The organism is Shewanella algae (genome assembly GCF_009183365.2).
GTDB lineage: Bacteria > Pseudomonadota > Gammaproteobacteria > Enterobacterales > Shewanellaceae > Shewanella > Shewanella algae.
Genome location: NZ_CP068230.1, coordinates 189,944 through 215,781 on the forward strand (window position 1 = coordinate 189,944; position 25,838 = coordinate 215,781).

The 25,838-nt window shown below is 50.4% G+C and carries 24 protein-coding genes; 3 read left to right on the plus strand and 21 right to left on the minus strand.

Annotated features, from left to right (window positions below; all coding sequences use genetic code 11):
• Nucleotides 1-13 precede the first annotated feature (13 nt).
• From E1N14_RS00855 to hslR, 21 genes are all read right to left on the minus strand, one after another.
• Nucleotides 14-355: a DUF5713 family protein gene (locus tag E1N14_RS00855; RefSeq protein ID WP_025010624.1), complete on the minus strand. Its 342-nt coding sequence runs from the start codon at nucleotides 353-355 to the stop codon at nucleotides 14-16.
• A gap of 20 nt (nucleotides 356-375) precedes the next feature.
• Nucleotides 376-2,115 carry a hypothetical protein gene (locus E1N14_RS00860; RefSeq protein WP_062793500.1) on the minus strand — a complete coding sequence of 580 codons (1,740 nt, stop codon included), beginning with the start codon at nucleotides 2,113-2,115 and terminating at the stop codon, nucleotides 376-378.
• Nucleotides 2,116-2,151: 36 nt separating this feature from the next.
• Entirely contained in the window at nucleotides 2,152-2,565 is a 414-nt protein-coding gene (locus tag E1N14_RS00865; RefSeq protein ID WP_025010627.1) for a hypothetical protein, read from the minus strand.
• A 49-nt stretch (nucleotides 2,566-2,614) separates the two neighbouring features.
• Nucleotides 2,615-6,649 carry an IPT/TIG domain-containing protein gene (locus E1N14_RS00870; protein WP_025010628.1) on the minus strand — a complete coding sequence of 1,345 codons (4,035 nt, stop codon included), beginning with the start codon at nucleotides 6,647-6,649 and terminating at the stop codon, nucleotides 2,615-2,617.
• Between the two features lie 24 nt (nucleotides 6,650-6,673).
• Nucleotides 6,674-7,354 (minus strand): TadE family protein, encoded by a 681-nt coding sequence (locus E1N14_RS00875; protein ID WP_028780577.1) that lies wholly within the window; start codon nucleotides 7,352-7,354, stop codon nucleotides 6,674-6,676.
• Nucleotides 7,351-7,818, minus strand: a complete 468-nt coding sequence (locus E1N14_RS00880) for a tetratricopeptide repeat protein (RefSeq protein WP_025010629.1) — start codon at nucleotides 7,816-7,818, stop codon at nucleotides 7,351-7,353. The genes E1N14_RS00875 and E1N14_RS00880 overlap by 4 nt, the downstream gene beginning before the upstream one ends.
• The gene (locus E1N14_RS00885) at nucleotides 7,803-8,150 is read right to left on the minus strand and encodes a DUF192 domain-containing protein (RefSeq protein WP_037437059.1); all 348 of its coding nucleotides are present in this window, start codon (nucleotides 8,148-8,150) and stop codon (nucleotides 7,803-7,805) included. The genes E1N14_RS00880 and E1N14_RS00885 overlap by 16 nt, the downstream gene beginning before the upstream one ends.
• A 2-nt stretch (nucleotides 8,151-8,152) precedes the next feature.
• Nucleotides 8,153-9,016 carry a type II secretion system F family protein gene (locus E1N14_RS00890; RefSeq protein WP_025010631.1) on the minus strand — a complete coding sequence of 288 codons (864 nt, stop codon included), beginning with the start codon at nucleotides 9,014-9,016 and terminating at the stop codon, nucleotides 8,153-8,155.
• Between the two features lie 14 nt (nucleotides 9,017-9,030).
• A complete protein-coding gene (locus tag E1N14_RS00895) occupies nucleotides 9,031-9,882 on the minus strand; it encodes a type II secretion system F family protein (protein WP_025010632.1) in 852 nt (283 codons plus the stop codon).
• Nucleotides 9,875-11,581 (minus strand): TadA family conjugal transfer-associated ATPase, encoded by a 1,707-nt coding sequence (locus E1N14_RS00900; RefSeq protein ID WP_025010633.1) that lies wholly within the window; start codon nucleotides 11,579-11,581, stop codon nucleotides 9,875-9,877. Before E1N14_RS00900 ends, E1N14_RS00895 begins: the two co-directional genes overlap by 8 nt.
• 9 nt (nucleotides 11,582-11,590) lie before the next feature.
• Nucleotides 11,591-12,892, minus strand: coding sequence for a type II and III secretion system protein family protein (locus tag E1N14_RS00905; protein ID WP_025010634.1), 1,302 nt, complete (start codon nucleotides 12,890-12,892; stop codon nucleotides 11,591-11,593).
• Complete coding sequence (gene cpaB / locus E1N14_RS00910) at nucleotides 12,889-13,797, minus strand: Flp pilus assembly protein CpaB (RefSeq protein ID WP_025010635.1); 909 nt, start codon at nucleotides 13,795-13,797, stop codon at nucleotides 12,889-12,891. Before cpaB ends, E1N14_RS00905 begins: the two co-directional genes overlap by 4 nt.
• Before the next feature lie 14 nt (nucleotides 13,798-13,811).
• On the minus strand, nucleotides 13,812-14,003 hold the full coding sequence (locus tag E1N14_RS00915) for a hypothetical protein (protein ID WP_025010636.1): 192 nt from the start codon (nucleotides 14,001-14,003) through the stop codon (nucleotides 13,812-13,814).
• A gap of 1 nt (nucleotide 14,004) precedes the next feature.
• Nucleotides 14,005-14,661: a hypothetical protein gene (locus E1N14_RS00920; protein ID WP_025010637.1), complete on the minus strand. Its 657-nt coding sequence runs from the start codon at nucleotides 14,659-14,661 to the stop codon at nucleotides 14,005-14,007.
• A gap of 2 nt (nucleotides 14,662-14,663) precedes the next feature.
• A complete protein-coding gene (locus E1N14_RS00925; RefSeq protein WP_062793499.1) occupies nucleotides 14,664-15,512 on the minus strand; it encodes a hypothetical protein in 849 nt (282 codons plus the stop codon).
• The gene (locus E1N14_RS00930; protein ID WP_025010638.1) at nucleotides 15,512-16,897 is read right to left on the minus strand and encodes a Tad domain-containing protein; all 1,386 of its coding nucleotides are present in this window, start codon (nucleotides 16,895-16,897) and stop codon (nucleotides 15,512-15,514) included. Before E1N14_RS00930 ends, E1N14_RS00925 begins: the two co-directional genes overlap by 1 nt.
• A gap of 38 nt (nucleotides 16,898-16,935) precedes the next feature.
• On the minus strand, nucleotides 16,936-17,238 hold the full coding sequence (locus E1N14_RS00935; protein ID WP_025010639.1) for a Flp family type IVb pilin: 303 nt from the start codon (nucleotides 17,236-17,238) through the stop codon (nucleotides 16,936-16,938).
• Between the two features lie 70 nt (nucleotides 17,239-17,308).
• The gene (locus E1N14_RS00940) at nucleotides 17,309-17,605 is read right to left on the minus strand and encodes a Flp family type IVb pilin (RefSeq protein WP_025010640.1); all 297 of its coding nucleotides are present in this window, start codon (nucleotides 17,603-17,605) and stop codon (nucleotides 17,309-17,311) included.
• Between the two features lie 362 nt (nucleotides 17,606-17,967).
• Complete coding sequence (locus E1N14_RS00945; RefSeq protein WP_025010641.1) at nucleotides 17,968-19,509, minus strand: phosphoenolpyruvate carboxykinase; 1,542 nt, start codon at nucleotides 19,507-19,509, stop codon at nucleotides 17,968-17,970.
• A 166-nt stretch (nucleotides 19,510-19,675) separates the two neighbouring features.
• Nucleotides 19,676-20,539, minus strand: a complete 864-nt coding sequence (gene hslO, locus E1N14_RS00950) for an Hsp33 family molecular chaperone HslO (RefSeq protein ID WP_025010642.1) — start codon at nucleotides 20,537-20,539, stop codon at nucleotides 19,676-19,678.
• 19 nt (nucleotides 20,540-20,558) lie between these two features.
• Complete coding sequence (gene hslR / locus E1N14_RS00955; protein WP_025010643.1) at nucleotides 20,559-20,957, minus strand: ribosome-associated heat shock protein Hsp15; 399 nt, start codon at nucleotides 20,955-20,957, stop codon at nucleotides 20,559-20,561.
• A gap of 258 nt (nucleotides 20,958-21,215) precedes the next feature.
• Here hslR and gspC point away from each other — a divergent pair, with 258 nt between their 5' ends.
• The 3 genes from gspC to gspE are packed head-to-tail and all read left to right on the plus strand — an operon-like array spanning nucleotide 21,216 to nucleotide 25,837.
• Nucleotides 21,216-22,130 (plus strand): type II secretion system protein GspC, encoded by a 915-nt coding sequence (gene gspC, locus E1N14_RS00960; protein ID WP_025010644.1) that lies wholly within the window; start codon nucleotides 21,216-21,218, stop codon nucleotides 22,128-22,130.
• A gap of 25 nt (nucleotides 22,131-22,155) precedes the next feature.
• Nucleotides 22,156-24,279, plus strand: a complete 2,124-nt coding sequence (gene gspD, locus E1N14_RS00965) for a type II secretion system secretin GspD (RefSeq protein WP_025010645.1) — start codon at nucleotides 22,156-22,158, stop codon at nucleotides 24,277-24,279.
• Nucleotides 24,272-25,837: a type II secretion system ATPase GspE gene (gspE, locus tag E1N14_RS00970; protein ID WP_025889487.1), complete on the plus strand. Its 1,566-nt coding sequence runs from the start codon at nucleotides 24,272-24,274 to the stop codon at nucleotides 25,835-25,837. The genes gspD and gspE overlap by 8 nt, the downstream gene beginning before the upstream one ends.
• Nucleotide 25,838: the final 1 nt, after the last annotated feature.

Below are 25,838 nucleotides of genomic sequence, written 5' to 3' on the forward strand. Positions count from 1 at the left end.
GGCCGTTTTTTTATCACCAATCTCTGGGGGAGATGGCTTGTTCGATATCCAGACTGTCGAAGCCATAAGCACGGCTGATGATGTAAAACTCATCGGCGAGGCAATCCCGGGCGACTGTCTCCAGTTCACTGCCGTTGGCTTCAAACTCATCTTGCAGCTCATTGATGGCCAGGGTAGCGGCGTGAGTCAGTTGCAGCAAGGCGCCTTCATCCTCGGGCTTAAGGGCTTCTATCTCGCTGCACAGTTGCAGCAATACGCCTTTGAGTTTATCAACCAGAAAATCCGGAAAATAGCCGTCCAGATACATAGGTGCCAACAATTGCCGCTGCTGGATGACGGGGTTGGTAACAGACATTAGTCTTCCTCATTACTTGCTCAATTGGCCTGCGCCAGTTGTTTCAGATGTTGATACAGGGAATCGCTGAAGCTTTGCTCGTAGGTGAGTCGCAATTGCTGCCTGCCGGCATCGAAATCAAAGGCGCGGTAAATATTCACTTCAATGAGTTGGTCACCTTGGATCAGATATTGGCTGGGCAGAACCTTGTCGGCCAGCTCTGGATTGTCCAGCAGCTCTGTGATCTGCAACAAAGGCGCACCACTCGGGCTTTGGATTAGCTGCCACTCGTAGCTTTCAGGGGTATCGCCAAAGTTCAGCGTGAAACGCTGCTCGCCATCCAGGGTAATTTCATCCTCTGTTGCTATAGGCCAGAAGAGGGTAATCAGCGACCTGGAGTCGAGATCTTCGGCGTTGGCAACCGGCATCTCCCAGGAAACAAACTCTTCATTCCGGCACATTACATCGGCTTGCTGCGCCGTCCAGATGCGGTAAACCTGCCCAGGCCATTCTAGCTTGGCCAACTGCAGCGCGGCCGGGGTACCTGCCAGCAAGGTTTGCCAGTCTTCGGCGCCGGCCTGGTACTTGTCCACCTGCATAGTGATTGGTACCTGAGTACCATCATAGAAGGTATGTAGTTGATTGCCTTCGATAACCGGCGCGCTTGGGCTATAGCCCTGATCCTTGCGATCGGCATTTATCCAGCGCTCCATTTGAGTATTCCAGCACTCGTTGGCGACCTCATCTCCCAGAGTGACATCCTGGGCCAGGACCTTGCCTTGGTTGACACTTCCGGTCAGAAACTTGGAGGGGTCGCCATATTGCAGGGTGAACACCTCCGATCCGCCAGTCAGCCCCAGATCAAGCAGATGAGCTTGCTCATCATCTTCCATCAAGCCATTGAGTACTATCACCCAATCATTGTCGTTCATGGTTTTGTCATCAAGAGGTTCCAGGTAACCCAGGGCAACCATGGCGTTGTTTACCTTGTTACGCACCTCTTGGGGATCTGTGGCCAGGAATGTCGCCGCTGTTTGACCACTGGCGGCGATCAACTGTCGCAGCTCATTCAGGGTCATGGCGAGGGTCTGCTCGGCCGCCAGAATGGCCTCATGATTGCCTTCACCGAGTAGCTTTTCTATCTGAGCTTCAGTCAAAGCGTGAATGTGCTGCAGTAACCAAAATGCCTCGGCAAAGGCCGGCGCTGCTGTGACTTCGGCAGCAAGCTGGTAAGGGTTCTCGCTCTCCGGGGCGAACAGCTGGGAATATAGCTGCCTGAGTTCCTGAAGCAGGTTATCGCGCTGGGCGTCACCAATGCCCGCTTGCAACATCTGCTGTAAACGACTGAATTCCAAATGGGTCACTAGGTTGATGGCACCCGTATGCTGGTTCAGGGCAAAGAGCACCAGACTGCCGTCATCAGTGGTCTGGGCAGCAACACTCTGCTTGTTGTGCTGCTGTTTGGCTGAGGTATTGTCACTGGCCTGCGGTAACCAGTTGGCCAGCAGATAATAGTCGGGCGTTGGGTCATCGCTGCGCCAATCGAGCTGATACTTGCCATCGTTGTCGGTAGTTGTTGTGGGCTCATCAGCATCGCAAGACAGGTTACGATTGAGATCGGCGCAGACATCGGCCCCCGGCACAGCACCCAAATAACTAACCTGGCCCTGAACACTAATATCAGTCGTAACAGGTGGTTGATTGTCATCTGAATCGGAGCCGCCACAGGCAGAGAGCAGCGTAGCACTGAGTGCTACCGACAGGAGGGAAAGTTTACGCATATTGATTCATCCTTGAGTTAAGTTCGTCAAAACGGGTTAAGGCAACTTGGAAAGAAACCAGCCTTTATCGGTTTGGAGAAATTTGCAGCTGACAGAAGAACGGTAGTTTTCTCCTTCTATCAGTAGCTTAACCCGCGCTTCCTGAAGCGCACCTTTCTGTTGCTTGCTTTTGCTGGGTTCGCTGTAACTCACATCTTGGGGCGTAATGGTGCCGAGAGTCTTATCTTGATACCAACGCTTGTGTGAACGGGCCAGTATTTGGGCCGCATGCTCTTGTTCCTTGGCACTCGCTTCGTAGGGCATTAGTGCCACAAAGGCTTGTACATCCTGGTTTTTGATGATTTCAAAACTATCCAAGCACTGTTGAGTCAGCTTCTCATTTGGTTTGGCCGCCACTGGCAGCGTGAAAAGGGTTACTCCAAGTGAAAGATATGCAAATGGAATTTTCATTGTTCAACTCCTTGAAACAGGGAAGAGCCTTACGGCTCTTCCCTTGATTTTATTCCTGCTGCAGATTGCGCAACGGCTGATATTGACTACGAGCCTTCTGTTGGGGAGTTCCGACTTCGACCTGGAATTGTTTGACGCTATCTTTCAATAGGTCACGGCCTTCCAATTCATCCCCCGAGACAGAGAGAACATCGCCTTCAAACTGGATGTAATAGGTGCCTATCTCATCTTCAGCCCGGATCCCTACCAGTTTTACTGTGTGGGTGCCTGAGGTAAGCGGTATTGATAAGGGGCCAACCTGGCGTTGCGGGCTACTGCCATCGGTCAGTACTTTATCATCGACAACCAGTTTAAAGATATCGTCGTTGAAGTTGCCGTTATCACCGAAAGTGATTTCCAGTAGATGGGGGACTTCAAACTTGAGTCCATTGCTGAGCTCGTTATCTACTTCTACAGTGACATTACCCGAGACAACATTATTGGGGACTTTCACCGTTAGTTTCCCTGGCTCGACCTTGTTGATAAAGGCAACGATACGTTCACCATTCTTACCGGCGAATGTGACTCTATTATCTGCTTTGGTTTGGCTGAATCCCAAGCCTTCGATGACGACTAGGTCACCGGGTTGGCCGCTACTTGCTTTCAAACGTATGATCTCAAGGCCATCACCAATCTTGATTTTTACAGGTGACTCAGCACGCTGCCCTCTGTGCTCAACAGCAACGGCGATAGGACCGACAGCGTTTTTCAACATAGAGCCTGGAACGCTTATTTTCAGCAGAGTGCCATCCTCGGAGACAGATTCATATTCACGCTCTTCATAAGCATTGTTGCCCTCATCTTTCAGTTCGGTTAAGGGTTCTTCATCAAACCAATACCAACGTTCGTTAACGCCAAACCCTGTGCCGATGATAGACAACGGCTTGTCTATAGGCTCAGCTTTCATAATGGCAGGGTCTATGTCGACAATTTGCATCCCCCAAGTGAGGGTAAAGTCAGACTTCACCGGTACGCCGACCATATCTGTAATGGTCTTGAGCTGGTCGATCAGTATGTCTGCTACCTGGGCGCCAGTTTTTATCGCTTCCATTTGGCCAATAAAAGGAGCCCATTTGCGTAACGCGGCTCCGGCTGCCAAGGCTGCCAGGTCTTCGGGTTTTACTCCCATACTTTGCAGCACTGCTGTAGTGATGGGGCCCAATTTGCCTCTATTGGCAGGATCGTAGAAGACTTCTATTTCATTTTTATAGAATTCTATCGCAAGCTGTTCCAGGAAGTTGGCAAGGTCAGTTCCAGTAACATTGTCATCCTTATAAAGTTTTTCAGTTTCCTCTAGCAGCTTGGGTGAGTACTGGATCACTAACTTGGTGATGACCACGGGGTCGAATCCTGCCGGTTCATAACCTACCCCGATTAAAATAAGGTCAAAAAACTTAAGCAAGATACCGTCTATGACGGTGCGAATTGCCAAGTATTGGCGAGCTTTGAGGTTGGCCTCATCATAGGCAGACTGATTACGAAAGCTAAATGGTGAAGGCCCCAAAGGAGTATCTACACCCGGAGCGAGAACTTGGTAAAGGCAATCTTGATAGGGACAAACATTGTAGTACTGATCTTTGGACCAAAACTCCAGACCAAAGTATGTTCCAGATTGCGGTCCTATTATATTGCCATCCCAAGCTGATTGAGCGTGCTTGCGCAGCGGACTATCCAGCTTGGACTCATCATACTGTCCATTTTCACCCAGAGGGATAATCATGGTACTCAAATAAAGCCGGGTACGATTTTGCAGCTCTGAGCAGCCATCGTACTGGAGTTTGTTTTTCTGTTCTTTGGTGATCTCGCTGTTATTGGGACAGCTTGGATCCGACGGTAGCCAATTATCGAGGAAGTTAGTGGCCGCAAGACTATAGTCAAAGTAAGCCGTACCATAATTGGTGATGTTTGGTTTAATGCTTCCGGTTGCTGAAGCCCGCTTGACCATGGCCATAGCCATTGGAGAAGCATTGAATGACTGGGCTTTGGCTGTGTTGCTAACCTGGTTCTGACTATAGCGCTGATATATCTTGTTGCTGTTGCTTATTAGCAACAGGTTTGTTGCTTGAGATAATTGCTCCAGTGCCATTGGAGAACTTTGCAGCATGCCAGCGAAGTGTTCCTGCAGTTCTATGAACTCAGGATAAGTCACTATGGTGTCGCGAAAATTAGCCAACGAAGCCTGTGGGATCTTGTCAACGCCAATAAAGTCCAGCACGTACTTAAAAGTCGTACTGTTTATATCCAATGTCAGTTGTTGTTCGCCTGGTAACAAGTAACTGTTTAGATAAACATATCCCTGACTATTATCTGCAGTAGGAACAAAGGCTGTGACAGGAGTCAGCCGATTCTTAAAGACTTTAATGTTTGCCCGACCGTTGTAATCCAGTGTCGTTGTGGTATTCAGCAGTGTTTCTACACGTACACCTAAGGGATCAACACCGCCTACAGAGGTGAGGGTAACTTCTGCTTCTTTGAGTACATAGTATTGTACTTGGTTGCTCTGTCCCTGAGCGTTGTTGATTTGCAGCGTACCGTCCACAAGTCCTGTTGGGACGTTCACTCTCGCAGAATGGGCTGTATTTGAAATGACCTCTAAAGGTATTCCATTGGCTGTCACTGTGATATTGCCATTTAGGCTGTCACCATAGAGAGTCACCTGGGCGTTTTCGTCAAGCATCACTGCGCCGGCTGTGCTGATAACCGGGGTGCCTGCAGGCTGAAGTTTCAAGGCTCTCGCATTGGTGCGCAGAGCACCATCAGAGACAAAAACTTCACTGGCACCTTTGGGCAGTACTGTAGTGATAAGACCTGAGGCTTGAGTTAAAGGTAAGTTGATTGGAGGTAAGCCTTCCCGGGTGATAACCAAAAAGTGTTGACCGGCAGATAAGGGAGAATCCAATTCTACGTTCAGTGTATCGCCTTCGCGGAAAAACCTGACTTTGGTATCGTTATGGACTGTATAGGCCTGCCCCAGGATAGCTACGGAGCTGATACTGACGGCGGTCAGCCTGTCCTGATCATTGATATCCAGGACGCCATCATTGTCATCGTCCAAGTCCAGAAAATCAGGGACTCCATCAAGATCTCTGTCCAAAGGGTGCTTGGGATTGTCGCCGGCCTCAATGGCATCAGCGATGCCATTGCCATCGGAATCCAAATCGAGGAAGTTACCCTGACCATCGCCGTCTGCATCGGCGCCACCCTCAAATCCATCACTCAGGCCATCACCATCACTATCTGTGTCATACCAGTTGGGAATACCATCGCCATCTGGATCAAAGTCATCGGCTGCTAAACCATACAGATACTCCAGAGTATCGGGTATCCCATCTTGGTCTGAGTCATCACTCTCTGGATCCATGCCCAATGCCAGTTCTTGCTGGTCATAAACTCCATCACTGTCACGATCAGCAAAAATACGGGCGCTGTAGCTGAAGCTAGGACGGCCATCAAAGTTAATATCGTTGACGCCAATGTGATAAAGGCCATCTTTGAGAATTTCAACGCTGATAGCGACTTTCTTGAGCACAGGATCTATTTCCAACTCACCAAAGTTGAGTGCATTACCCTGAGCATCAGAAAAGTAGATATTGGGTTTGAAATCCGGATCCTCATAGCTGAGCATCAAGGTGTAGAATTGACCGGCTTCTCCTTCAAAGGAAAACAGATCGCCATTGTCTGATTTTTGAGAAATGGCTCCTCGCACCGTAAATGGGGGAGCCATTCCTGCCTGGGTTGCGATTGAGGGGTTATCGTTGGGTTCTTGCTCAATAATTTGAGGAAATTGATGTTTTGTTGGATCAAAAGGGTAATCATCCCTCTCATCCAGAATACCGTCATTGTCCTCATCACGTATTTCCCAGCTACCTTCATGGCTGGGTGGGTCAACCGGGTCTGGGTCAGTTGGATCCGTCGGGTCGGTTGGATCTGTTGGGTCAGTTGGAACTTCCTGACCCGGGCCTTCATCTGGCTCTAGCTCACCATTACAACCACCGGTCAGCATTATCCCGGCTATCAGCAGAGCCAGGTAAGTTTTTTTGGACATGATTTACTTCCCTATAAGTGTTGGTTACATCCTGAAAGGAGTTTGCATACGCATAAGGCCATCAGAGACCATAGCAAGATAAATATCCCCGGTAGCTCGGCTGAGCAGATTGCACTCCAGTTGCTCCTTGCTGGGCATGTATAGTGGCGAACTGACAATCTCTCTGAGTACATAGTTGGCAAAGGGAACGATTAACTTTTGGCACCAGCGAACTTCTATTTGTAGAAGATTCGCATCCTGGATGTTCAGTTGTCGGTTATTCCCAAGGTTTTGTAACGCCGGATTACGGTACATAAGGTTATTGTTGGGGATTTCATAGAGGCTCTTGCCCTGGTAGGTGGACCTTACTTTAAAGCGATCGAAGACCTTCTTATCCGGGCTGAGAATGGTTATCTTGGCTTGGGTTGTCACCGCAATCCTGGCTTTGGCTAACGCTCCCAAGGTACCTGTCAGGCTGGGATCCTGATTGTAAAGGGGCATCATACCTTCGCTCAGCCCTTTACGTATGGCACTCAAACTACCGTGATTGAGGGCTCCTGAGCGCACGGCTTTGACGGTTGCAGCATCCAAGGTGCTCTTGGCGGAATAGATAAATCCCCATTGAACGAGCAACATCATGGCAACCAATACCAGTGGCATCAGAAAGGGCAGAGCGAGGTTAAACTCCATCATCGCTTGGCCTGTTTGCGATGTTAACCGTTTCATCTCGCGGCCTGCTCCGGGCTGGGTTCACGTTGCAGTTCGTAGATGGCTTGGAGCAACGCTTTTATTTGCCTATGAACCACAGAACTAGTGTCACCATGCTGTTGGGCTATTTCCAATACCTGAGCAGATTGTTTCAAGCGTACCAGGCTCATGTTATACCAAGCTTTTTGATTGTCTGGCTCAAGCTCAATGCAACGTTGATAGGCCGCTATGGCAGCATCTTGACGTCCGGTTCGGGTATAGATGTTGCCCAGACGAAACCAACCGGGAGCGTAATTGGGAACAGATCTCAACACTTCGAGGTACAGACTTTCGGCCTGATCCATCATCGCCAGTTTGTAGGCATGTTCAGCTCTGGCTTGTATCTCCATGATAGCCTGATTGCCCTGGTGCTGTGTCTGAGAAGCGCACCCTTGCATAATCAACATCAGGGTGCACATAAGCGTGATTAGGAACTTTTCCATCTGAGTGTTTCTCCTTCATGGATTTGGGCCTTGGCTGCTGTTCCATTTACCAGCTCAAGTGTGTGATGGGCGCCATGGCAAAAACTGCTGCGCCAGGGTTTGAGTTCGGAAACCACTTTGAGGACTGTGTGCTGGGCGTCCAGATACACTATGTCCAGCGGATAACGCATTCCTATAGTGTGTACCGAGCTGCAGGGGCTGATTAACATTCCCTGAGAAGGTGTTAATTTTGGCCTTCCCAGTAACCCTCTTAGACGCAGCCAGGGATTGTTGGCCAGAAACACTTGCCCTAATTCATAGCCTGAGGCTGTAATAAGTGTCTTGGTTTCCATCTTCATAGCTCGTACATAAACTTCATAACTATCGGGAAAAGAAGAATCATGAAGGTGACAGGGAAGATGAACACTATGAGTGGGAATACCAGCTTTACTGGAGCCTCCAGGGCTTTCTTTTCGGCACGTTGGAAACGTTCTACTCGGCGCTGGTCTGCTTGAATTCTAAGTGTTTTACCCAGGCTTGCTCCGGTTCTTTCTGCTTGAGCCAAGGCACTTACCAAGCTGTTGATTTCGGTTATTTGTACCCGTTCGGCCATATTCCTAAAAGACTGAGCTCTGGACATCCCGGCGCGCATATCGCGGATAACCTTTTCAATTTCAATTTTTAAAGGCCCTTCTGGACCGCGTTCAACCGCTTGGGTCAGCGCACCAGTCATATTCAAACCGGCTTCGATGGACATGGTCAGATAGTCCAGATACACAGGTAGCACTTTAACAATGTCTAGCTGACGCTTCTTACGCAGATCGTTCAGTGTCATCACGGGGAGGAAATAGCCAACAATGGCAGCAAAGAGCAGGTAGCGGCTGTTGACCTCTCCCAGCATCGCGGTTGCTGCCAGCATCAGTCCCACTGCAAATAGCGTGCTGAGGATCCTGATGGCGAAGTATTGCTCGGCACTCATGATGTATGACAGGCCGGATATCTGTAGTTTCTTGGAAACCCGTTCCAGATAGTCGACACTGAGCTTCTCACTGATGTAGAAAGCCAATACTTGCACCAGTGGCCAAATTATTTTTAACCCTGGTGAAAGCGGATCCATGAACTCCCTGTTATCGGGAGGAACCCGGCGATAAATCCTTGCGCAACTGATAATGGTGAAGCCCAAAGCACAGGCGTAGCAGAGGATGATCAGATTAATCATGATTGCGGCTCCTACTACACATCGATAGTGACTATCTTACGAATGGATATGTAACCGCAGAACAGCATCAATACGACGACTGCGATGGTGAGCCAGCCCAAGGGCTCGGTAAAAATGCGTCCCATGGCATCCGGCTCCATGTGATTGAGTACTACCCCGATAAACACTGGTAGCAAGGTCATCACTAATCCCTGAAGCTTACCTTGTGATGTTAGCGCGTCTATCTTGCCTTCCATCTCCAGCTTTTTTCGCAGTGTACTGGACAGCCTTGACAGTACTTCAGCCAGGTTTCCCCCTACTTCTCGGGATATTTGCATACCGGCAATCACTAACTGAAATTCGGGTTCAGGAATTCGAGCATACATGTTGTTCAGAGCGGTATTGAACTCTACCCCCAAGCGTTGCTCCCGCAGAAACAACTGAAATTCCTGCCGTATGGGGGCATCCATTTCCTCAGCCATAAATTCAATGGCTGAGGTGGTATTGGCGCCGGACTGCATTGAAGAGGCGATCATATTAAGTGCATCAGGCAACTGTTCGACAAACTTACGTTGGCGACGCTTACGTAGATAGCGATATGCAAAGCGTGGCAGCAGAGCCAATATTATGCTGAGGACAATACCCAGTATCAAAGAACCAAACAGCAACCAAACTAGAAATGGCACTGATACCAAAGTAATAATGTTCATCAAAAACAGTTGCTGCGGTTCGATGAACATGAACATATCGGCAAGGTTTGTACTGGCTGATGTGGTGAATTTGTCCTGATATTCTCTGGCCCAATTAGACGACAGGTGCCTCAATGACCACACCAGCAGCACCGCACTGATACCAATGCAACCTATGATGAACAACGGACTACTCATGGCGAGACTCCCGCTCAAAAATATCCAGTTTGACCTTGATACCTTGTTGCCTTAAGCGCTCATAAAACTCCGGGACAGAACCGGTTGCCGTATAGTAACCCTGTACTTTGCCGTGCTCGTTGAAACCCGTCTGTTGAAAACGGAATATCTCCGAGAGTTGCACTATGGAGCCTTCAATGCCGGTAACCTCGCAAATGCTGGTAACGCGACGAGAACCATCGGCGAAACGTGATTGCTGGACTATGATATTGACGGCTGAAGATATCTGTTCACGAATGGCTTGTACCGGTAATTCCATGCCAGCCATCATCACCATGACTTCCAGCCTTGAGATACAGTCTCGTGGTGAGTTTGAGTGGGCTGTAGTCAGCGAGCCGTCATGCCCCGTATTCATGGCCTGAAGCATGTCCAGTGCCTCACCTCCACGGCATTCACCGATAACGACTCTGTCAGGACGCATCCGAAGACAGTTTTTGACCAGATCACGGATCTCTATGGCGCCTTTACCTTCCTGGTTGGCTGGACGAGCTTCCAGTGAAACCAGATTTGGTTGATAGAGTTGCAACTCGGCGGCATCTTCAACTGTGATAATGCGTTCGCTTTCCGGAATAAAGTTGGAGAGAACATTCAACAGGGTTGTTTTCCCTGAACCTGTACCACCAGAGATAACGACATTTCGCTTCTGCTTAACCGCAATCTCCAGAAAGTCAGCCATTGCCTGACTCATAGAACCAAAGCGCACCAGATCACTACAGTTCAGTCGCTGCTGCATAAATTTACGTATGGTGATGCATGGGCCTTTAAGAGCCAAAGGTGGTATTACTGCATTAACCCGGGAACCATCTTTAAGACGCGCATCCACCATGGGTGAGCTTTCATCTATGCGTCTGCCTATTGGTGTAACTATTCGCTCTATGGCGCCCAATACGGCCTGATCATCTGAAAAGGCAACGTCTGAAAGAAACAGCTGGCCGGCTTTTTCATAAAAGATCTGATCATGACTATTAACCATGATTTCAGACACTTCAGGGTCTGCAACCAAGCCTTCCAAGGGGCCAAGCCCTATGGTTTCATCCAGAACTTCTTCTATTAGAGAGTTGACTTCAATCTCTGCAGGAAGCTGCATTTGGCTAATGATTTGCTGGATAAGAGACTCACTCTGCTGGCGTAGCTCCTGGTCGCTCATCTCGTTGACGTTGACCCTGCGAAGATCCATCTGTTTCAGCAGTTCTCTGTGTACCCGTCGGCGCCACTCATTTCTGAATTGAATATGATCCAGCTTGGCATTGGTCATAGCCAGTGGTTTCATGTTCCTAGTGCTTTCAACGTCTGCAACCTGCTTGTCAGCAGGATTCTCCGGTGGGCATTCTGCTGACGAATCTTTATTGTCGAACTGGTATTCGGGATCTTGATTAATCACGCGAAGCTGATAATCCCCTACCTGTATCCTGTCTGTTGTCTTGAGTGGACCGAAACGCTGCCGCTTTTCGTCATTCACCCTGATACCGGTGCGGCTCTTGTTGTCTTCCACGAAGATGCCTTCTTCATCCTGTATGAGCGTGGCGTGCAAGCGTGAAACTTTGAATCCTCTCAAGACGATAAGGTTGTCTGGATCTTTGCCTATTTGGCACTGGGAATGAATACATTGAAACTCACCGACCCGGGTACCTTTATTGGTGCTCACCATAATACTGAACATATACCGCTCCTAGTCCAGGATGTAGAAGGCTTCTAGCTGGTCAGCTTCTGCCGCAAGTTCTTTACCCCGGGCCAACTGTGCTTCGTGCTCTTCATGACCCGGATAAACTATTGTAGGGGTAACGAAAATAACCAGTTCGGTCTTGTTTTCCCTAAAATTACGTGACTTGAATAGTTCTCCCAGGATGGGAATATCACCAAGCAGTGGAAAACGGGAAACGGACTTTGACATTTCGCTGTTGACCAGCCCTGAAATCACCATGGTTTCTTTGTTTTTGACGTTGATTACGGACTCTGCTTTACGGGTGAGTAGGCCGGGAACATCATCAATAGCAACTGAAGGGTCAATCGCACTGACTTCGGCTCGCACTCGGCTAATGATGTTTTGATGTTCGTCCACCTCAGGTTCGATATCCAACTTGATCCCATATTCCTTGAATTCTACGGTGACGACGCCCAGGGCTGAGGTCATAGGAATGGGGAACTCGCCTCCGGCCAGGAAGCTGGCAGCCTCACCACTTCGAGTGGTGAGGTTGGGTTGCGCCAGCATGCGGGCATCCCCCTTTTCGGCCATCAACTGAATCTTGGATCCAATTCCGGTAACTATGCCGAAATAACTCCATCCTCTGGTATCCAGAACACCAATGCTGTCTGAAATAGCCTCATTGATGGTGCCGACATAATTGCCAGGAGATGTCACACTGAAAATGGGGTTGGCAGTAAAGGCTTTAGCTGCACCAAAGGCTGGGCCTGACATAACTGAATCCCATTGAATACCAATGTTGTTAAGACGAGATTTATTGAACTCGACTATCTGCACCTGCATTTTCACCATGGGAACCATGTCCGGGGCATATTGTTTGAACTCAACAAGTGAAATCAGGTTTGGGTGACTGGCCAGTATTTTTTCAACGACGCCTTTATGTTTCTCATCGACTTCTCCCTGAACGACCAGCAGCTCATTGGATTGAGTCACGCTTAGCTTGGGGAAAGAAGCCAGTAGGTGCTGGATATTCTGGATGCTGGTCAGTTGGTTTTTGGCATAAACAGTGACACTGCGCTTGATGAGTTTCCCATTTTTTTGCCACAGCTGAAGGTCTGAGACACCTTCAGACTCACCTATTAACAATACTCCTTTATCATCAATGACTTTGGCACTGAGAATTGCACCATTTCCGACCACAACGCGTTCAACATTGTTGACCTTATAGAGCTCCACTGCGCCGACATAAAGCGAGAGAGGAGGGTTGTTATGGGCAAAGGTCTGCCATGGCAACAGCAAGGCTGCCAGAAAGAGGATGAAACTTCTCATAATGCGGTTCTTGTCTCTTGTTGGGTGATTTGCAGCTTAGGCTCGGCTGCATCTGGATTTGGGTATTCTTGATATTGGGTTTGAACGCCGCCGCCACCGACAATAATCTCTACCAGGCGACTATTGTCAGAAGCTGATTTTTCAAATATTTCATCCTGATACAGGGAAGCAAACTCCAGTGGCAAAGTTTCCTGTTGATTACGCAATAGAGTGACAAATGAACCTTTGTTGCGGGCCAAGGACACCCTGGCTGCATCATCCACGGATAAAGCCAAGGTCACAGTATTGTAGGAGGCGGGATCTTCAAATAGGGTGTCTGCCAGTTCATCAGGTACTTCCTGGCTGCGTCTGCCGGTTGCCAATACAGTGACGTCTTCCAGAAGTAGCTGTAACTTCTTGCGATTGTTGTTGTTGTCACCCAGCGGTTCGTCATACGCCAACAATAGATCGATATGATCAGATGGAACCAACATTCCGGCCGTTGAGTTAATGACATCAATCTCGATAGTCACTGCACGTTGGCCTTCATCAAGCATGTCGGAAAATTTACTGACACCATGACCGGGTACATAAGCAGTAAGCAGGGGTCTGCCGGGAGCCATCGGGTGTAATAGCATCTTGCCGACCACCTCACCGAATTGACTGGGATGGTAGGCCTCCAAGGGGACTATATCGGCTCGTATTTGCCGTACGGTCATATTCTGCTCAGAAATGATCATACCTTTTTCAAGAGGTTGATTGGCTACAAGCACGTCAGCCATCACGACATCACTGTCACTGAGTTCAGCTCTGAGCTCGGCTTCCCGCTGCTCTAAATATGATTTGGTTGCAAAGGCTGCGACACCACCCAAGGCGATGGCAACCAGCAGCAGGATCCAGTTAAAGTCTATCGATTTCAGTTTCATCTTTTGTCTCAATACTAAAGAGGTAATGCAGGCAGTGATTTGGCATAGGCGAATGCGGTATACCAAGCTCTGAGAGCCTCCAGGCACAGCTCGACCACATTCTGGTCGCCTTGAGATTCTATTGGGGTCAAGAGTGCGGCGACCAAGGCACCGCACACCACGAGATACTCAAAGCTTGCTTGTCCTTTTTGGTTTTTGTTTAACACCTTAAATCCCTTCCATAACTTGGTTAGCGACCACGTAAACCAAGCCATTTTTTCGGTTTATGCTAATGTCCAGAGTGTTGCTTCCCTGGGTGAGCATCAGGGTGCCGATTTCGCTATCCAGATAGGTACCAACTTCGCTCCAACCCTGACGTTGAAAGTGACGTTGGTAGTAATGGAAGGTATCTGCCAGTGTGCGGTTGCTGTTGAAAACCAAGGTTCGGCCACTCTTGAAGAGATCCTTTGAACTGACATCAGACAACACAGTGCTACCGCTCGGCATTGGAAATGCCAACTTACTATGGACTGGGCTACCGGGATCTTTACTTATGCCTATGTAAGCTAGAACACCATCAAAGTCTTTCCTTATTCGGGCCGTTAACAGGAAAGGTGGTTGCAAGCTATTGATGATGTAATCCTGGCCAAACATCTGTTCATCAAAGCGTTCACTTTTGCCCTGCCATTGGCGTTTGAAGAAGGCTGCGGTCATCATCTGATTGCTTTTATCCCGCATCACCCAAGTTGCCATGGGAGTGCCTTGATAAACCATTTCTTCAGCTACCACTTCCACGGTGGCGGAATCGGGAAACTGTATTTCAGGCCATTCAGCGGCCAGCAGAGGAAGGCTGAGAAACCAACAGCCCAAAAGGAGTTGTTTCATAGTTAACCTCCACATCCTTTAGAACCATAATTACAAAGACGGTTGGCAGGCAGTACTTCAGTTTCCACATGGCCCAGCTTCAGGGAGTTGGGGTGCAGTTCTTTACCAAAGGGAATGAAGCTGGCAACCTTTTGGGCGGTTCTCACCCAACTGACATCTGCGTAGTTGGTTGGTACCAGGCGTTCGGCTCTACGACGCAGATGTTCAGGGCCAGCTGCATTCCATCCTGAGGCGAGTAAGGCGCTGTTGCCCTTATAAGTCAGCTGCATACTGTCGAATGGCTCGAGGTGCATCTGTACCAGGTCAGTTTCCACGCGAGTGCGGTAGAACTGATCTTGCTCAAGGGAGAAGCCGGTATAGGCCAGCACCCCAAGTGCTTTGCCTATCAAAGAGTTCACCGTACCCGGTATCTTGGAGCTCGGCTCGGTGAAGCTTAGACGGTTCTTTCCTTCCCCCTTATCCTTGATCAAGCCAGATAGAGAACCATCATGGCGAGTCTGGTGTTTCAGCAAGGGGTGAACATTCTGTTCCCAGTTCCATTGCTTAGGTGGACGACTATCTATTACCTGGCCTTTTCCTTGATAAAAGCGCCATGGGAGTTGGGCTGATAACTGTTGTTCCGTTTTTTTTGCCAGGAAAATTCCCTTGCCAGTGACCATGCGTGAAGGTGCCTGCTCCTTCCATACCGTGCGTTCCCAAGCAGCATATTGAGCCGCCTGATTAGCTCTGTGTTGGACCCCGGTTATTTTTGAGACGAAAGGTAGCAACAGTAGCAATGGGATTATCACAAAGCTCATCCCTATGATTGATTCAGCCAGGGCCTGGCCCCGTTGTCGATGAATGAACTGCATTAGAGTAACCTTGTCAGAGCCTGAACTGCGGCCCTCTCCCCTTGAGTAGATTGGCTCAGGCGCACTTGCCAGAATGGGTTATAGAGGTTGCCGTACTCATGCTTACTATCTTTTCTGGCCCAGGCAGAACCTGATTTCATCAGATCTCTCGGCCGCGAGTAGTAGACTTGTGCCGCGGCCAATGCGGTCATTCTGTCACCCAGCATTTTTTCATTGGTCGCAGGGTCAACTATGTCCCCTCCGAGAGGTACGCTGTTGCTGGTTCTCACTTTGTCTTGTTTTTTGGATACCACGACCAGAATATTGCTGGTTTCACTTTTCCCTTTTGCGGAATTCGACAGGGAATAGAAAGGTTGTACGCCATCATAGCTGCCACGGGTCACTTGATCGGCGGCTGCAAAGTTGGATGCGCTTCTATTATGTCCTCTGCTGCTTCCCCAGTAAGTTCTATCGTTCAACCTGCTGAGAATGGCTCTATTGTCGGACACGGTTCCACCCCAACCGGCAGAAATTTCTCTGGTACGCCATTTGCAGCGCCAACGTTTACATCTGAACTTGGAAAAGTGCACACTCAAGGTATCCATGGATGTCCATGATTCTGGACGATTCCCGTTGCTGACAAGCTCGCTGCCGCCGGCTTTATAAGTCTTGGCTTTGATCGGAAAAAAGTGGAATGACCAAGGGAAAGGCAGTTTATAGGTGCGTTTGTTGCTGAAAGGATCTCGGGATTTAAGAGTGACACCTATAAAGTCCTTATACTGACTGCCACCCTTATTTCTGTTTTGTCTTTTTTGAAGAGTTTGAAAGTCTACCCATACATTCTTTAGATCTTGTATCAATAGCGGGTTTTGCATCAAATCCATACGAGCATTTGGATCATTGGCTTTGACTATATCGCCAGCGCTATCGAACGCTGCCGTTACCCCTGCATAGTGCATGGATTGCTGAGCGATACTTATGGCTTTAAGTACGGTATTTTCTACATTGACCAGTACTTTGATGGCAGGCTGCACACCTTGATTCAGCCCCTTTACCACTTGCGCGATACCGTTGACCACTTGGCCAACGTAGGGAACTGCACACAATACCCGGCAAGCATTCTGTGAAAATACTTCAGCCATATTGAACCAAGATGAAAGGCCAACGAGTTGGGCTACTGCTACCTGATTGGCAACCGCAGCTCTATTGGTGTACGCCTTGAAATTCATGTCCCTGGCAGCAAGAGTGGCAACACTGTAGGCTGTATTATCTGCGGTATTTTGTAATTTAGTGCCCTTGATATTCAGTTGGGACACATTGAAACTAAAGAGGATTACCATTAGTGCAAATGCCATAAGAATCAATGACATTATCATGGCTTGCCCCTGTTGACGGGAAGGCATCATTCCTTTGCTCCTGCCTGCTCTCTGGTCTTGGTATTGGTTTAGTCGATTCCGCTGTCGCCACCGCCTTGACCTGAACCACCGGCAGCCTTATTGGCCCCTTCGTTATAGTTGCTCAGGTTGTAGTTGCTATCGGCTGTATTGCTGGCATCGTCGGCAGCTGTCTTGGCATTGGATATTTGTCCAGAGGAGTCTTGCCCCGAAACTTCACTTGAAAGTCCGGCGACTTGGTTGCGTATTGTTTTTCCAAAAAAACTGTATACGCCAATTGCAGTAATCGCGATCAGAGCCACTATGATGATATATTCCGTCATCCCTTGGCCCATCTGTTTATTAGATGCCATGAGTTAATCCTTTAACGAATGAGAAGGGGAATCACCAGACGTATTCCCCATTTTATAGGTAAGAGAGGTATTAATTACCGCCTGAACCACCAGAAGAACCACCAGCCGCAGCCTTATTTGCAGCAGCGTTATAGTTACCCAAGTTATAATCACCGTTGGCAACAGTAGAGGTTGTCCCCGCAGCAGTTTTGGCAGCACCAATCTGAGCTGACGAATCAACACCGGACATCTCTGTTGCCAGACCAGCCACTTGATTTCGAATGGTTTTACCGAAGAAGCTGTATACGCCAATGGCGGAGACAGCAATAAGCGCTACTATAATGATATATTCGGTCATACCTTGACCGCGAATTTTACCCTTGTACATTATCACTCCTTGATGCATTTGCTTGAGACAAAATTGTCGCGTAATTTTCCCGTTACATATTAGTCATAACAATTACCCAAAAGTGTATATTTGTATCGTCGTACGGTAACTGGTTATACCCTTATTTTTATATGGGAATTGTTTAATTATTAATCAGGAGTGAGCAACTTAAAGTATATATATGACAGTAATAAGACAGGCTGATTAACTTGATAACTCAACTTATGCTGATACTAAGTTAATGCCTAATGGATGATGAAACGATTAATGTATTGTGGCTCTTAGGTTTGGTATTGAACATATAATTCTCGGAAAAGAAAACGGCTCCTTAATGGAGCCGTTTTCATCATCAACTGTCGTTATCAGGCTTTAGGGCCAGCGGCCTTGATGGCATCAGACACCTGATACTTGGCGAAGTTGCTTTGGAAGGATTCAGCCAGCTGCTTGGCGTACTTGGCATATTCTTCCTTATCGGCCCAAGTGTTGACCGGGTTCAGCAACGTGCTGTCGACGCCGGGGACGGCAACCGGGATATCCAGGTTCAACTGCTCGATATGTTCGGTCGGCACTTCTTTGAGTTCACCGCTGACGATGGCATCAACAATGGCACGGGTGACAGGAATGTCGAAACGCTTACCCACGCCGTAAGGGCCACCGGTCCAGCCTGTGTTCACCAGGTAAACCTGGCTACCGAAGGCTTGGATACGCTTCATCAGCAGTTCGGCATATACCCCGGCAGGGCGAGGGAAGAAGGGAGCACCGAAACAGGTGGAGAAGGTTGACTGAATCGCGGCGGTTGAGCCCACTTCGGTGGAACCCACCTTGGCGGTATAACCTGAGAGGAAGTGATAGGCCGCCTGCTCCTTGCTGAGTTTGGCTACCGGGGGCAGGACGCCGGAAACGTCGCAGGTGAGGAACACCACGGCGTGTGGCTCGTTGCCACGGTTGTCTTCTTTGCGCTGGGCGATGTGCTCCAGTGGGTAAGCGGCACGGGTGTTCTCGGTCAGGCTGGCATCCTTGTAGTCGGGCACGCACTGCGCGTCCAGTACCACGTTTTCCAGCACAGTACCGAAGCGAATGGCATCCCAGATCACCGGCTCATTCTTCTGGCTGAGATCGATACACTTGGCATAACAGCCACCTTCAATATTGAAGACGCCGCCTTCGGCCCAGCCGTGCTCGTCATCACCGATAAGGAAGCGCTTGGGATCGGCAGACAGTGTGGTCTTGCCTGTGCCTGAGAGGCCGAAGAAGAGGGTAGTGTCACCATCTTTACCGACGTTGGCCGAGCAGTGCATCGGCAGTACGTCTTTGGCCGGCAGCAGGAAGTTTTGTACCGAGAACATGGATTTTTTCATTTCACCGGCATAGCGCATACCGGCCAGCAGTACCTTACGCTCGGCGAAGTTGATGATAACTGTGCCGTCTGAGTTGGTGCCATCGCGCTCGGGTGAGCAGACAAAACCAGGGGCATTGATAATCTGCCACTCGGGTTTCTGACTCTGGTTATAGTGCTCTGGCACGATAAACAGGTTACGGGCAAACAATTGGTGCCAAGCGTATTCAGTCGTGACTCTGATAGGCAGGTAGTGATCGGCGTCGGCGCCGACTTCCAGTTCAGAGACAAATACTTGCTTGTCGGCCAGATAGGCCTCGACCCTTTCCCATAGGGCAGCAAATTTTTGAGGTTCAAACGCTTGGTTGACCGCGCCCCACTCGATATCGGCCTCGGTACCCGGCTCCTTGACAATAAAACGGTCGGCGGGGGAACGGCCGGTGCGCTCGCCGGTCTGGGCCACCAGGGCGCCGTTGGCTGTCAGAGTGCCTTCGCCGCGCAGAATAGCCTGCTCGACCAGTTGGGCACTGTTGAGATTGAGTTGGATGCGGTTTGCTTCTGCCGCCATAGGTAAGGTCTCCATCTATTGTGAGGTCTGGTATGGTCCCGGTCTGCTGCCGGGTTGGCGCGATTGTAACTTAAGCGCTGGCTGAAGTGTGAGCAAGATCTGGAAAATGGTGAAAAAAAGAGGGCGATCACTCGCCCTCTTGAAAAACGACAGATTTATCGCCCCATTATTGGGGAGTATCCGGTGCCTGAGCGTTGGCGAAGATGGCTTCGATATCGATAGCGTCGAAGCGATAGTGGCTGTTGCAGTATTCACAGCCCATCTCCACCAGGCCTTTTTCCTGGATGATGGCGTCTATCTCTTCTTTCGCCAGGGTGCGGATGGCTGCAGCGCTGCGCTCACGGGAGCAGGTACACTTGAAGCTGACGCTCACCGGATCGAACAGCCGCACCTGCTCCTGATGGTAGAGGCGATGCAGGACTTCGGTGGCCGGCAGGCTGAACAGTTCTTCGGCCTTAATAGTCGCAGTCAGCTGAGTCAGGTGTTCAAACTCGGTATTTTCACTCTGCTCGCTCGGCAATACCTGCAGCAGCATACCGGCGGCATGTTCGCCATCGGCAAATAACCAGATACCGGTAGGCAATTGCTCAGATTGGGCAAAGTAGCTCTCCAGACATTCGGCGATGCTGGGCTTATCCAGCGCCACTACGCCCTGGTAACGCTCGCCTTCTGTCGGGGTAAGGGTGATAACCATATAGCCTTGACCAAAGAGCTGTTCCAGTGGCGTATCGGCAGCAATCTCGCCCTGCCAACGGGCAACGCCCCTCAATTCCTGGCGGTTGTTACCATTGATCACTGCCAGTGACACGGGGCCACCCTGACCCTGGAGTTGCACACTGATATCTCCTTCAAATTTCAGCGTGGCTGTCAGCAACGAGGTGGCGGCCAGCAATTCACCCAGCAGTACCTTAAGGCGCTCCGGGTAATCGTGGGTGTTAACTATCTGGCGGTAGCTATCACTGAGCTGGGCCAGTTCACCCCTTACATCGGCGTTATCAAACAGATAGCGATGGAGAGTATCTTGGTTCATTGGGTTTCTCACTGTTAATTCAGGTCTCGCGGAAGCGGATGATTTGCCGCCGCTGTTTCTTGTCCGGCTTGGTATCGGGCGCCGGATTATGCAGTATGTTGAGCCTTCTGGCTTCTGCATTACTTTCCCGCTTTTGTATGCTCTGCGGTGTTTCTTCGTACAGGCTCTGGGCGATAACCGCCCCCTGACGGACACCGGAAACTTTTTTTATGACGATCTCTTTTTCGTCATATCCCTGGCGTAACCTAATGCGCGCACCGACTTCTGCCAGTTTGCTGGATTTGGTCCTTTGGCCGTTGTAATGTACTTTACCGCCGTTGATCATCTCTTTGGCCAGGGCGCGGGTCTTGTAAAAACGCGCTGCCCAGAGCCATTTATCGAGCCGGACCGCCTCGGCGTTGTCATTGCTATGGGCCATGGATACTCCTGTCATAAATGAAAAAGGGGATGAGCTCACAACTCGGGGATAAATCCCTTGTCCAAGCCGTCGATACGGGGTTAAACAGTGGAGCGCTTCACACCCTTTCCAGGCGCGCAAAGGTAGCATAATCGTACAATTTTCGCCAATCTACTCCCTGTTATGGTCTTGTTGCAAACAAGAGTGTGGGTTAGCATGGCGAAGGGTTCAGTCACTATCATAATCAGAACAGAGACCTGATTAGAGGGTCCGGAAAATATGGATTTATTGGATAAGATTATCGCCAAGACGGGCAGCATACCGCAAAAACCCGCCAGCTCTGCCGTGTTTTGGCTACTGATGCTGTTGGTTCTGTATTTGATGGCACAGATCAGCTGGAAGCTGATCCCAACAGGCAAACCGACAGCCAACTGGACACCAACCCCGGTTTCTGGCACCCAATCCCAGAATGTCGATATTGGCACTATCAACGGCTTGGCACTATTCGGCAAGAAAGATGCCAGCAGCACCAAGCCCAAGTCTGAGCCAGCCGCCGAAATGATCACAGATGCTCCAAAAACTTCACTGTCGATTTTGTTGACCGGGGTGGTGGCATCCAGTGCCGAGCAGAAAGGCCTGGCTATTATTGAGTCTCAAGGCAGTCAGGAAACCTACAGCCTGGGCGACAAGATCAAGGGTACCTCGGCATCGCTGAAAGAGGTGTATGCCGACCGCATCATTATTACCAATGCCGGCCGCTACGAGACTCTGATGCTCGACGGTCTGCAATATACCACTCAGTCACAAGCCAACGCCCAGCTGCAACAGGCCCGCAGCGGTGGTGATGTGACCAAGGTTGACCGCCGTGATGCCGACATCGGCCGCGAGTTGGTGGCCTCCCGCGATGAGTTGCTGGCCGATCCCAGCAAGATTACCGATTACCTGGCGATCTCTCCGGTACAAAAGGATGGTGAAGTACAAGGGTACAGACTCAACCCGGGTAAAGATGCCGGATTATTCAAGGATGCCGGGTTCCAGCCCAATGACCTGGCAAAATCCATCAATGGTTATGATTTAACTGATATGAGCCAGGCGCTGGAGGTGATGGGCCAGCTGCCGGATCTGACCGAGGTCTCTGTGATGGTAGAGCGTGAAGGTCAGTTGGTTGAAATCATGTTCAGTTTGCCGCAATAAAGCAGGTTTAGGGGAAAGTACAATAATGAACAACAAACGGATTCGAACCAAGCTTATCGCTGGTCTGGTAGCCACAGCGGCCTTGCTGACCCAACAAAGCGCTTGGTCTGAGCAATATGCGGCGAACTTTAAAGGCACTGATATTCAGGAGTTTATCAACATAGTTGGTAAGAACCTCAATAAGACCATCATTGTCGATCCTACTATTCGCGGCAAAATCAATGTCCGCAGCTATGACATGCTCAACGATGAGCAGTATTACCAGTTCTTCCTCAACGTGTTGCAGGTCTACGGTTATGCCGTGGTCGAGCTGGAAAACAATGTCATCAAGGTAATTAAAGACAAAGACGCCAAGACCTCTTCCATTCGGGTTGCCGATGACAATACCCCGGGACTTGGCGATGAGATGGTGACCCGCATTGTGGCGCTGTACAACACAGAAGCCAAACAGCTGGCGCCTTTGCTGCGTCAGCTCAATGACAACGCCGGTGGCGGCAACGTGGTCAACTATGATCCTTCCAACGTTTTGATGATCACCGGCCGCGCCAATGTGGTCAACAAGCTAGTGGAGATTGTACGTCGGGTGGACAAACAGGGTGACACCGAAGTGCAGGTGGTGCCTTTGGAATACGCCTCTGCCGGTGAAATGGTTCGTATCATAGATACCCTCTATCGCGCCAGTGCCAACCAGGCACAACTGCCGGGCCAGGCGCCCAAAGTGGTGGCCGACGAGCGTATCAACGCCGTGGTGGTCAGTGGCGATGAACGCAGCCGTCAGCGGGTGGTGGAGCTTATTCATCGTCTCGACGCCGAGCAGGCCAGCACGGGTAACACCAAGGTTCGCTACTTGCGTTATGCCAAGGCCGAAGACCTGGTGGAAGTCCTGACGGGTTTTGCCCAAAAACTGGAAGGTAAAGATGGTGCCGCACCAGCCCCCGGCAGCGCCGGTGGCAAACGCCGCAACGAAATCAATATCATGGCCCATGAAGACACCAATGCTTTGGTGATCAGCGCCGAGCCGGATCAGATGCGCACCCTGGAGAGTGTGATCAACCAGTTGGATATCCGCCGCGCCCAGGTGCTGGTGGAAGCCATCATAGTCGAGGTAGCTGAAGGGGATGACGTGGGCTTCGGCATTCAGTGGGCCACCGAGGCCGGTGGCGGTACTCAGTTCAATAACCTTGGCCCCACCATAGGTGAAATTGGTGCGGGTATCTGGGCGGCGCAGGATCAGAAGGCTTCCCAGACCTGTACCGGTTCGGGTGACAACCTGACCTGTACCCAAAACCCTGACACCAAGGGTGATATTACTCTGTTGGCTCAGGCGCTCGGTAAGGTGAACGGCATGGCCTGGGGCGTGACCATGGGCGACTTTGGCGCTCTGGTGCAGGCTGTGTCCAGCGATACCAACTCCAACGTGTTGGCGACGCCTTCTATTACCACCCTGGATAACCAGGAAGCCTCCTTCATTGTCGGTGACGAAGTGCCTATCCTCACAGGTGCGCAAAACTCGACCAATGGCAACAGTAACCCGTTCCAAACCGTTGAGCGTAAGGAAGTCGGGGTCAAGCTCAAGGTGGTGCCACAGATCAACGAAGGCAACGCGGTCAAGCTCACCATTGAGCAGGAAGTCTCCGGTATCAACGGCAAGACCAATGTGGACGTGACCTTTGCCACCCGTCGCCTGACTACTACTGTGATGGCCGACTCGGGCCAAATCGTGGTGCTGGGTGGACTGATCAATGAAGAGGTGCAGGAGAGCGTACAGAAAGTGCCTTTCCTGGGTGATATTCCAATTTTGGGACACTTGTTCAAATCGTCCAGCAGCGGCAAGAAGAAAAAGAACCTGATGGTGTTTATCAAGCCGACCATTATCCGTGACGGTGTCACCATGGAAGGCATTGCCGGCCGTAAGTATAACTACTTCCGTGCCTTGCAGCTCGAGCAGCAGAAGCGCGGCATTAACCTGATGCCAAACACCAATGTGCCTATGTTGGAAGAATGGAGCCAGGAAGAGTATCTGCCACCCGAGGTCAATGAGATCCTCGAGCGCTATAAGCAAGGTAAGGGGCTGGATACCAAGATGCGCAAGACGGACTCCACCCTGAAGACATTGGATGAGAACAAACAGGGCGAAGCCGATGAGTGAAGTCCAGCCGCCAACAGAAGAGCTGGCTCAGGTTTCCAGTGAGCTGGCGCTGGTCGCCGAGGCAGAGAGTGACGAACTGTTTCATTCAAACAGCCGTGAGCGGCTGCCGTTTGCCTTTGCCCACAGATACAACTTGGTGCTCAGCAAAGATCAAGATGAACGGCTGACTCTGTATTACACTCAGGCAACGCCTTTGTCTGTGCTGTTTGAGGTGCGTCGTTATGCCGGTCAGGAGTTACCGCTGCACAAGCTGGAAGCCAATGAGTTTGAGCGCTACCTGACCCAGGCCTATCAGAGTAACTCTTCCGAGGCGCAGCAGCTGATGGAAGACATAGGCAATGAGATGGATCTCTTTACCCTGGCAGAAGAGATGCCGCAGACCGAAGATCTGCTGGAAGGGGAAGATGATGCACCTATCATCAAGCTGATCAACGCCTTATTGTCTGAAGCCATCAAAGAAGAGGCTTCGGATATTCATATTGAAACCTACGAGAAGCAGCTGGTGGTGCGTTTCCGGGTCGATGGTGTGCTCAAGGAAGTGCTCAAGCCGAACCGTAAGCTTTCCTCACTCCTGGTATCGCGGATCAAGGTAATGGCCCGTTTGGATATCGCCGAGAAGCGGGTGCCGCAGGACGGCCGGATCTCGCTGCGTATCGGTGGCCGCGCCGTGGATGTGCGGGTATCGACCATGCCGTCGAGCCACGGCGAGCGGGTCGTGCTGCGTCTGCTGGACAAGAACGCCGGTAATCTGGACTTGGCACAACTGGGGATGAAAGACAGCATCCGCCGTCAGTTTGATGAGCTGATCCGTAAACCTCACGGCATTATTCTGGTCACCGGCCCTACGGGTTCGGGCAAGAGTACTACCCTCTATGCCGGTCTAACCGAGATCAATCACAACGACATCAACATACTCACAGTTGAAGACCCGATAGAATACGAACTGGAAGGCATAGGCCAGACCCAGGTCAACACCAAGGTGGACATGACCTTTGCCCGCGGCTTGCGGGCCATTCTGCGTCAGGATCCTGATGTGGTGATGATAGGGGAAATCCGTGACCTGGAAACAGCCCAGATTGCGGTGCAAGCCTCTCTCACTGGTCACCTGGTGATCTCTACCTTGCACACCAACACGGCTTCCGGCGCCATTACCCGTTTGCAGGACATGGGCGTTGAGCCTTTCCTGGTGTCTTCCAGTCTGCTGGGAGTGCTGGCCCAGCGCCTGGTGCGGACTCTATGCAACGAGTGTAAGGAGGCCCACGCCCCGGATGCCCGCGAACGTGAACTCCTGGGTATAGGCGATGAAGAAGCGGTGATCTATCGCGCCAAGGGTTGCAAGAGCTGCGGCCATAACGGTTATCGTGGCCGTACCGGGATCCATGAACTGCTGCTGGTGGACGACAACGTCCGCGAACTCATTCACGGCGGCCGTGGCGAACTGGCGATTGAAAAATATATTCGTCAGCACAGCCCCAGCATTCGCCATGACGGCATGGTCAAGGTGCTGGCGGGGATCACTACCCTGGAAGAAGTGCTGCGCGTGACCCGCGAGGAGTAAT

Excerpts from the sequence above, each read along its gene's own strand:
- E1N14_RS00855 (WP_025010624.1), bottom strand. The coding sequence starts at position 355 with ATGTCTGTTACCAACCCCGTCATCCAGCAGCGGCAATTGTTGGCACCT.
- E1N14_RS00860 (WP_062793500.1), bottom strand. The coding sequence starts at position 2,115 with ATGCGTAAACTTTCCCTCCTGTCGGTAGCACTCAGTGCTACGCTGCTC.
- E1N14_RS00865 (WP_025010627.1), bottom strand. The coding sequence starts at position 2,565 with ATGAAAATTCCATTTGCATATCTTTCACTTGGAGTAACCCTTTTCACG.
- E1N14_RS00870 (WP_025010628.1), bottom strand. The coding sequence starts at position 6,649 with ATGTCCAAAAAAACTTACCTGGCTCTGCTGATAGCCGGGATAATGCTG.
- E1N14_RS00875 (WP_028780577.1), bottom strand. The coding sequence starts at position 7,354 with ATGAAACGGTTAACATCGCAAACAGGCCAAGCGATGATGGAGTTTAAC.
- E1N14_RS00880 (WP_025010629.1), bottom strand. The coding sequence starts at position 7,818 with ATGGAAAAGTTCCTAATCACGCTTATGTGCACCCTGATGTTGATTATG.
- E1N14_RS00885 (WP_037437059.1), bottom strand. The coding sequence starts at position 8,150 with ATGGAAACCAAGACACTTATTACAGCCTCAGGCTATGAATTAGGGCAA.
- E1N14_RS00890 (WP_025010631.1), bottom strand. The coding sequence starts at position 9,016 with ATGATTAATCTGATCATCCTCTGCTACGCCTGTGCTTTGGGCTTCACC.
- E1N14_RS00895 (WP_025010632.1), bottom strand. The coding sequence starts at position 9,882 with ATGAGTAGTCCGTTGTTCATCATAGGTTGCATTGGTATCAGTGCGGTG.
- E1N14_RS00900 (WP_025010633.1), bottom strand. The coding sequence starts at position 11,581 with ATGTTCAGTATTATGGTGAGCACCAATAAAGGTACCCGGGTCGGTGAG.
- E1N14_RS00905 (WP_025010634.1), bottom strand. The coding sequence starts at position 12,892 with ATGAGAAGTTTCATCCTCTTTCTGGCAGCCTTGCTGTTGCCATGGCAG.
- cpaB (WP_025010635.1), bottom strand. The coding sequence starts at position 13,797 with ATGAAACTGAAATCGATAGACTTTAACTGGATCCTGCTGCTGGTTGCC.
- E1N14_RS00920 (WP_025010637.1), bottom strand. The coding sequence starts at position 14,661 with ATGAAACAACTCCTTTTGGGCTGTTGGTTTCTCAGCCTTCCTCTGCTG.
- E1N14_RS00925 (WP_062793499.1), bottom strand. The coding sequence starts at position 15,512 with ATGCAGTTCATTCATCGACAACGGGGCCAGGCCCTGGCTGAATCAATC.
- E1N14_RS00930 (WP_025010638.1), bottom strand. The coding sequence starts at position 16,897 with ATGATGCCTTCCCGTCAACAGGGGCAAGCCATGATAATGTCATTGATT.
- E1N14_RS00935 (WP_025010639.1), bottom strand. The coding sequence starts at position 17,238 with ATGGCATCTAATAAACAGATGGGCCAAGGGATGACGGAATATATCATC.
- E1N14_RS00940 (WP_025010640.1), bottom strand. The coding sequence starts at position 17,605 with ATGTACAAGGGTAAAATTCGCGGTCAAGGTATGACCGAATATATCATT.
- E1N14_RS00945 (WP_025010641.1), bottom strand. The coding sequence starts at position 19,509 with ATGGCGGCAGAAGCAAACCGCATCCAACTCAATCTCAACAGTGCCCAA.
- hslO (WP_025010642.1), bottom strand. The coding sequence starts at position 20,539 with ATGAACCAAGATACTCTCCATCGCTATCTGTTTGATAACGCCGATGTA.
- hslR (WP_025010643.1), bottom strand. The coding sequence starts at position 20,957 with ATGGCCCATAGCAATGACAACGCCGAGGCGGTCCGGCTCGATAAATGG.
- gspC (WP_025010644.1), top strand. The coding sequence starts at position 21,216 with ATGGATTTATTGGATAAGATTATCGCCAAGACGGGCAGCATACCGCAA.
- gspD (WP_025010645.1), top strand. The coding sequence starts at position 22,156 with ATGAACAACAAACGGATTCGAACCAAGCTTATCGCTGGTCTGGTAGCC.
- gspE (WP_025889487.1), top strand. The coding sequence starts at position 24,272 with ATGAGTGAAGTCCAGCCGCCAACAGAAGAGCTGGCTCAGGTTTCCAGT.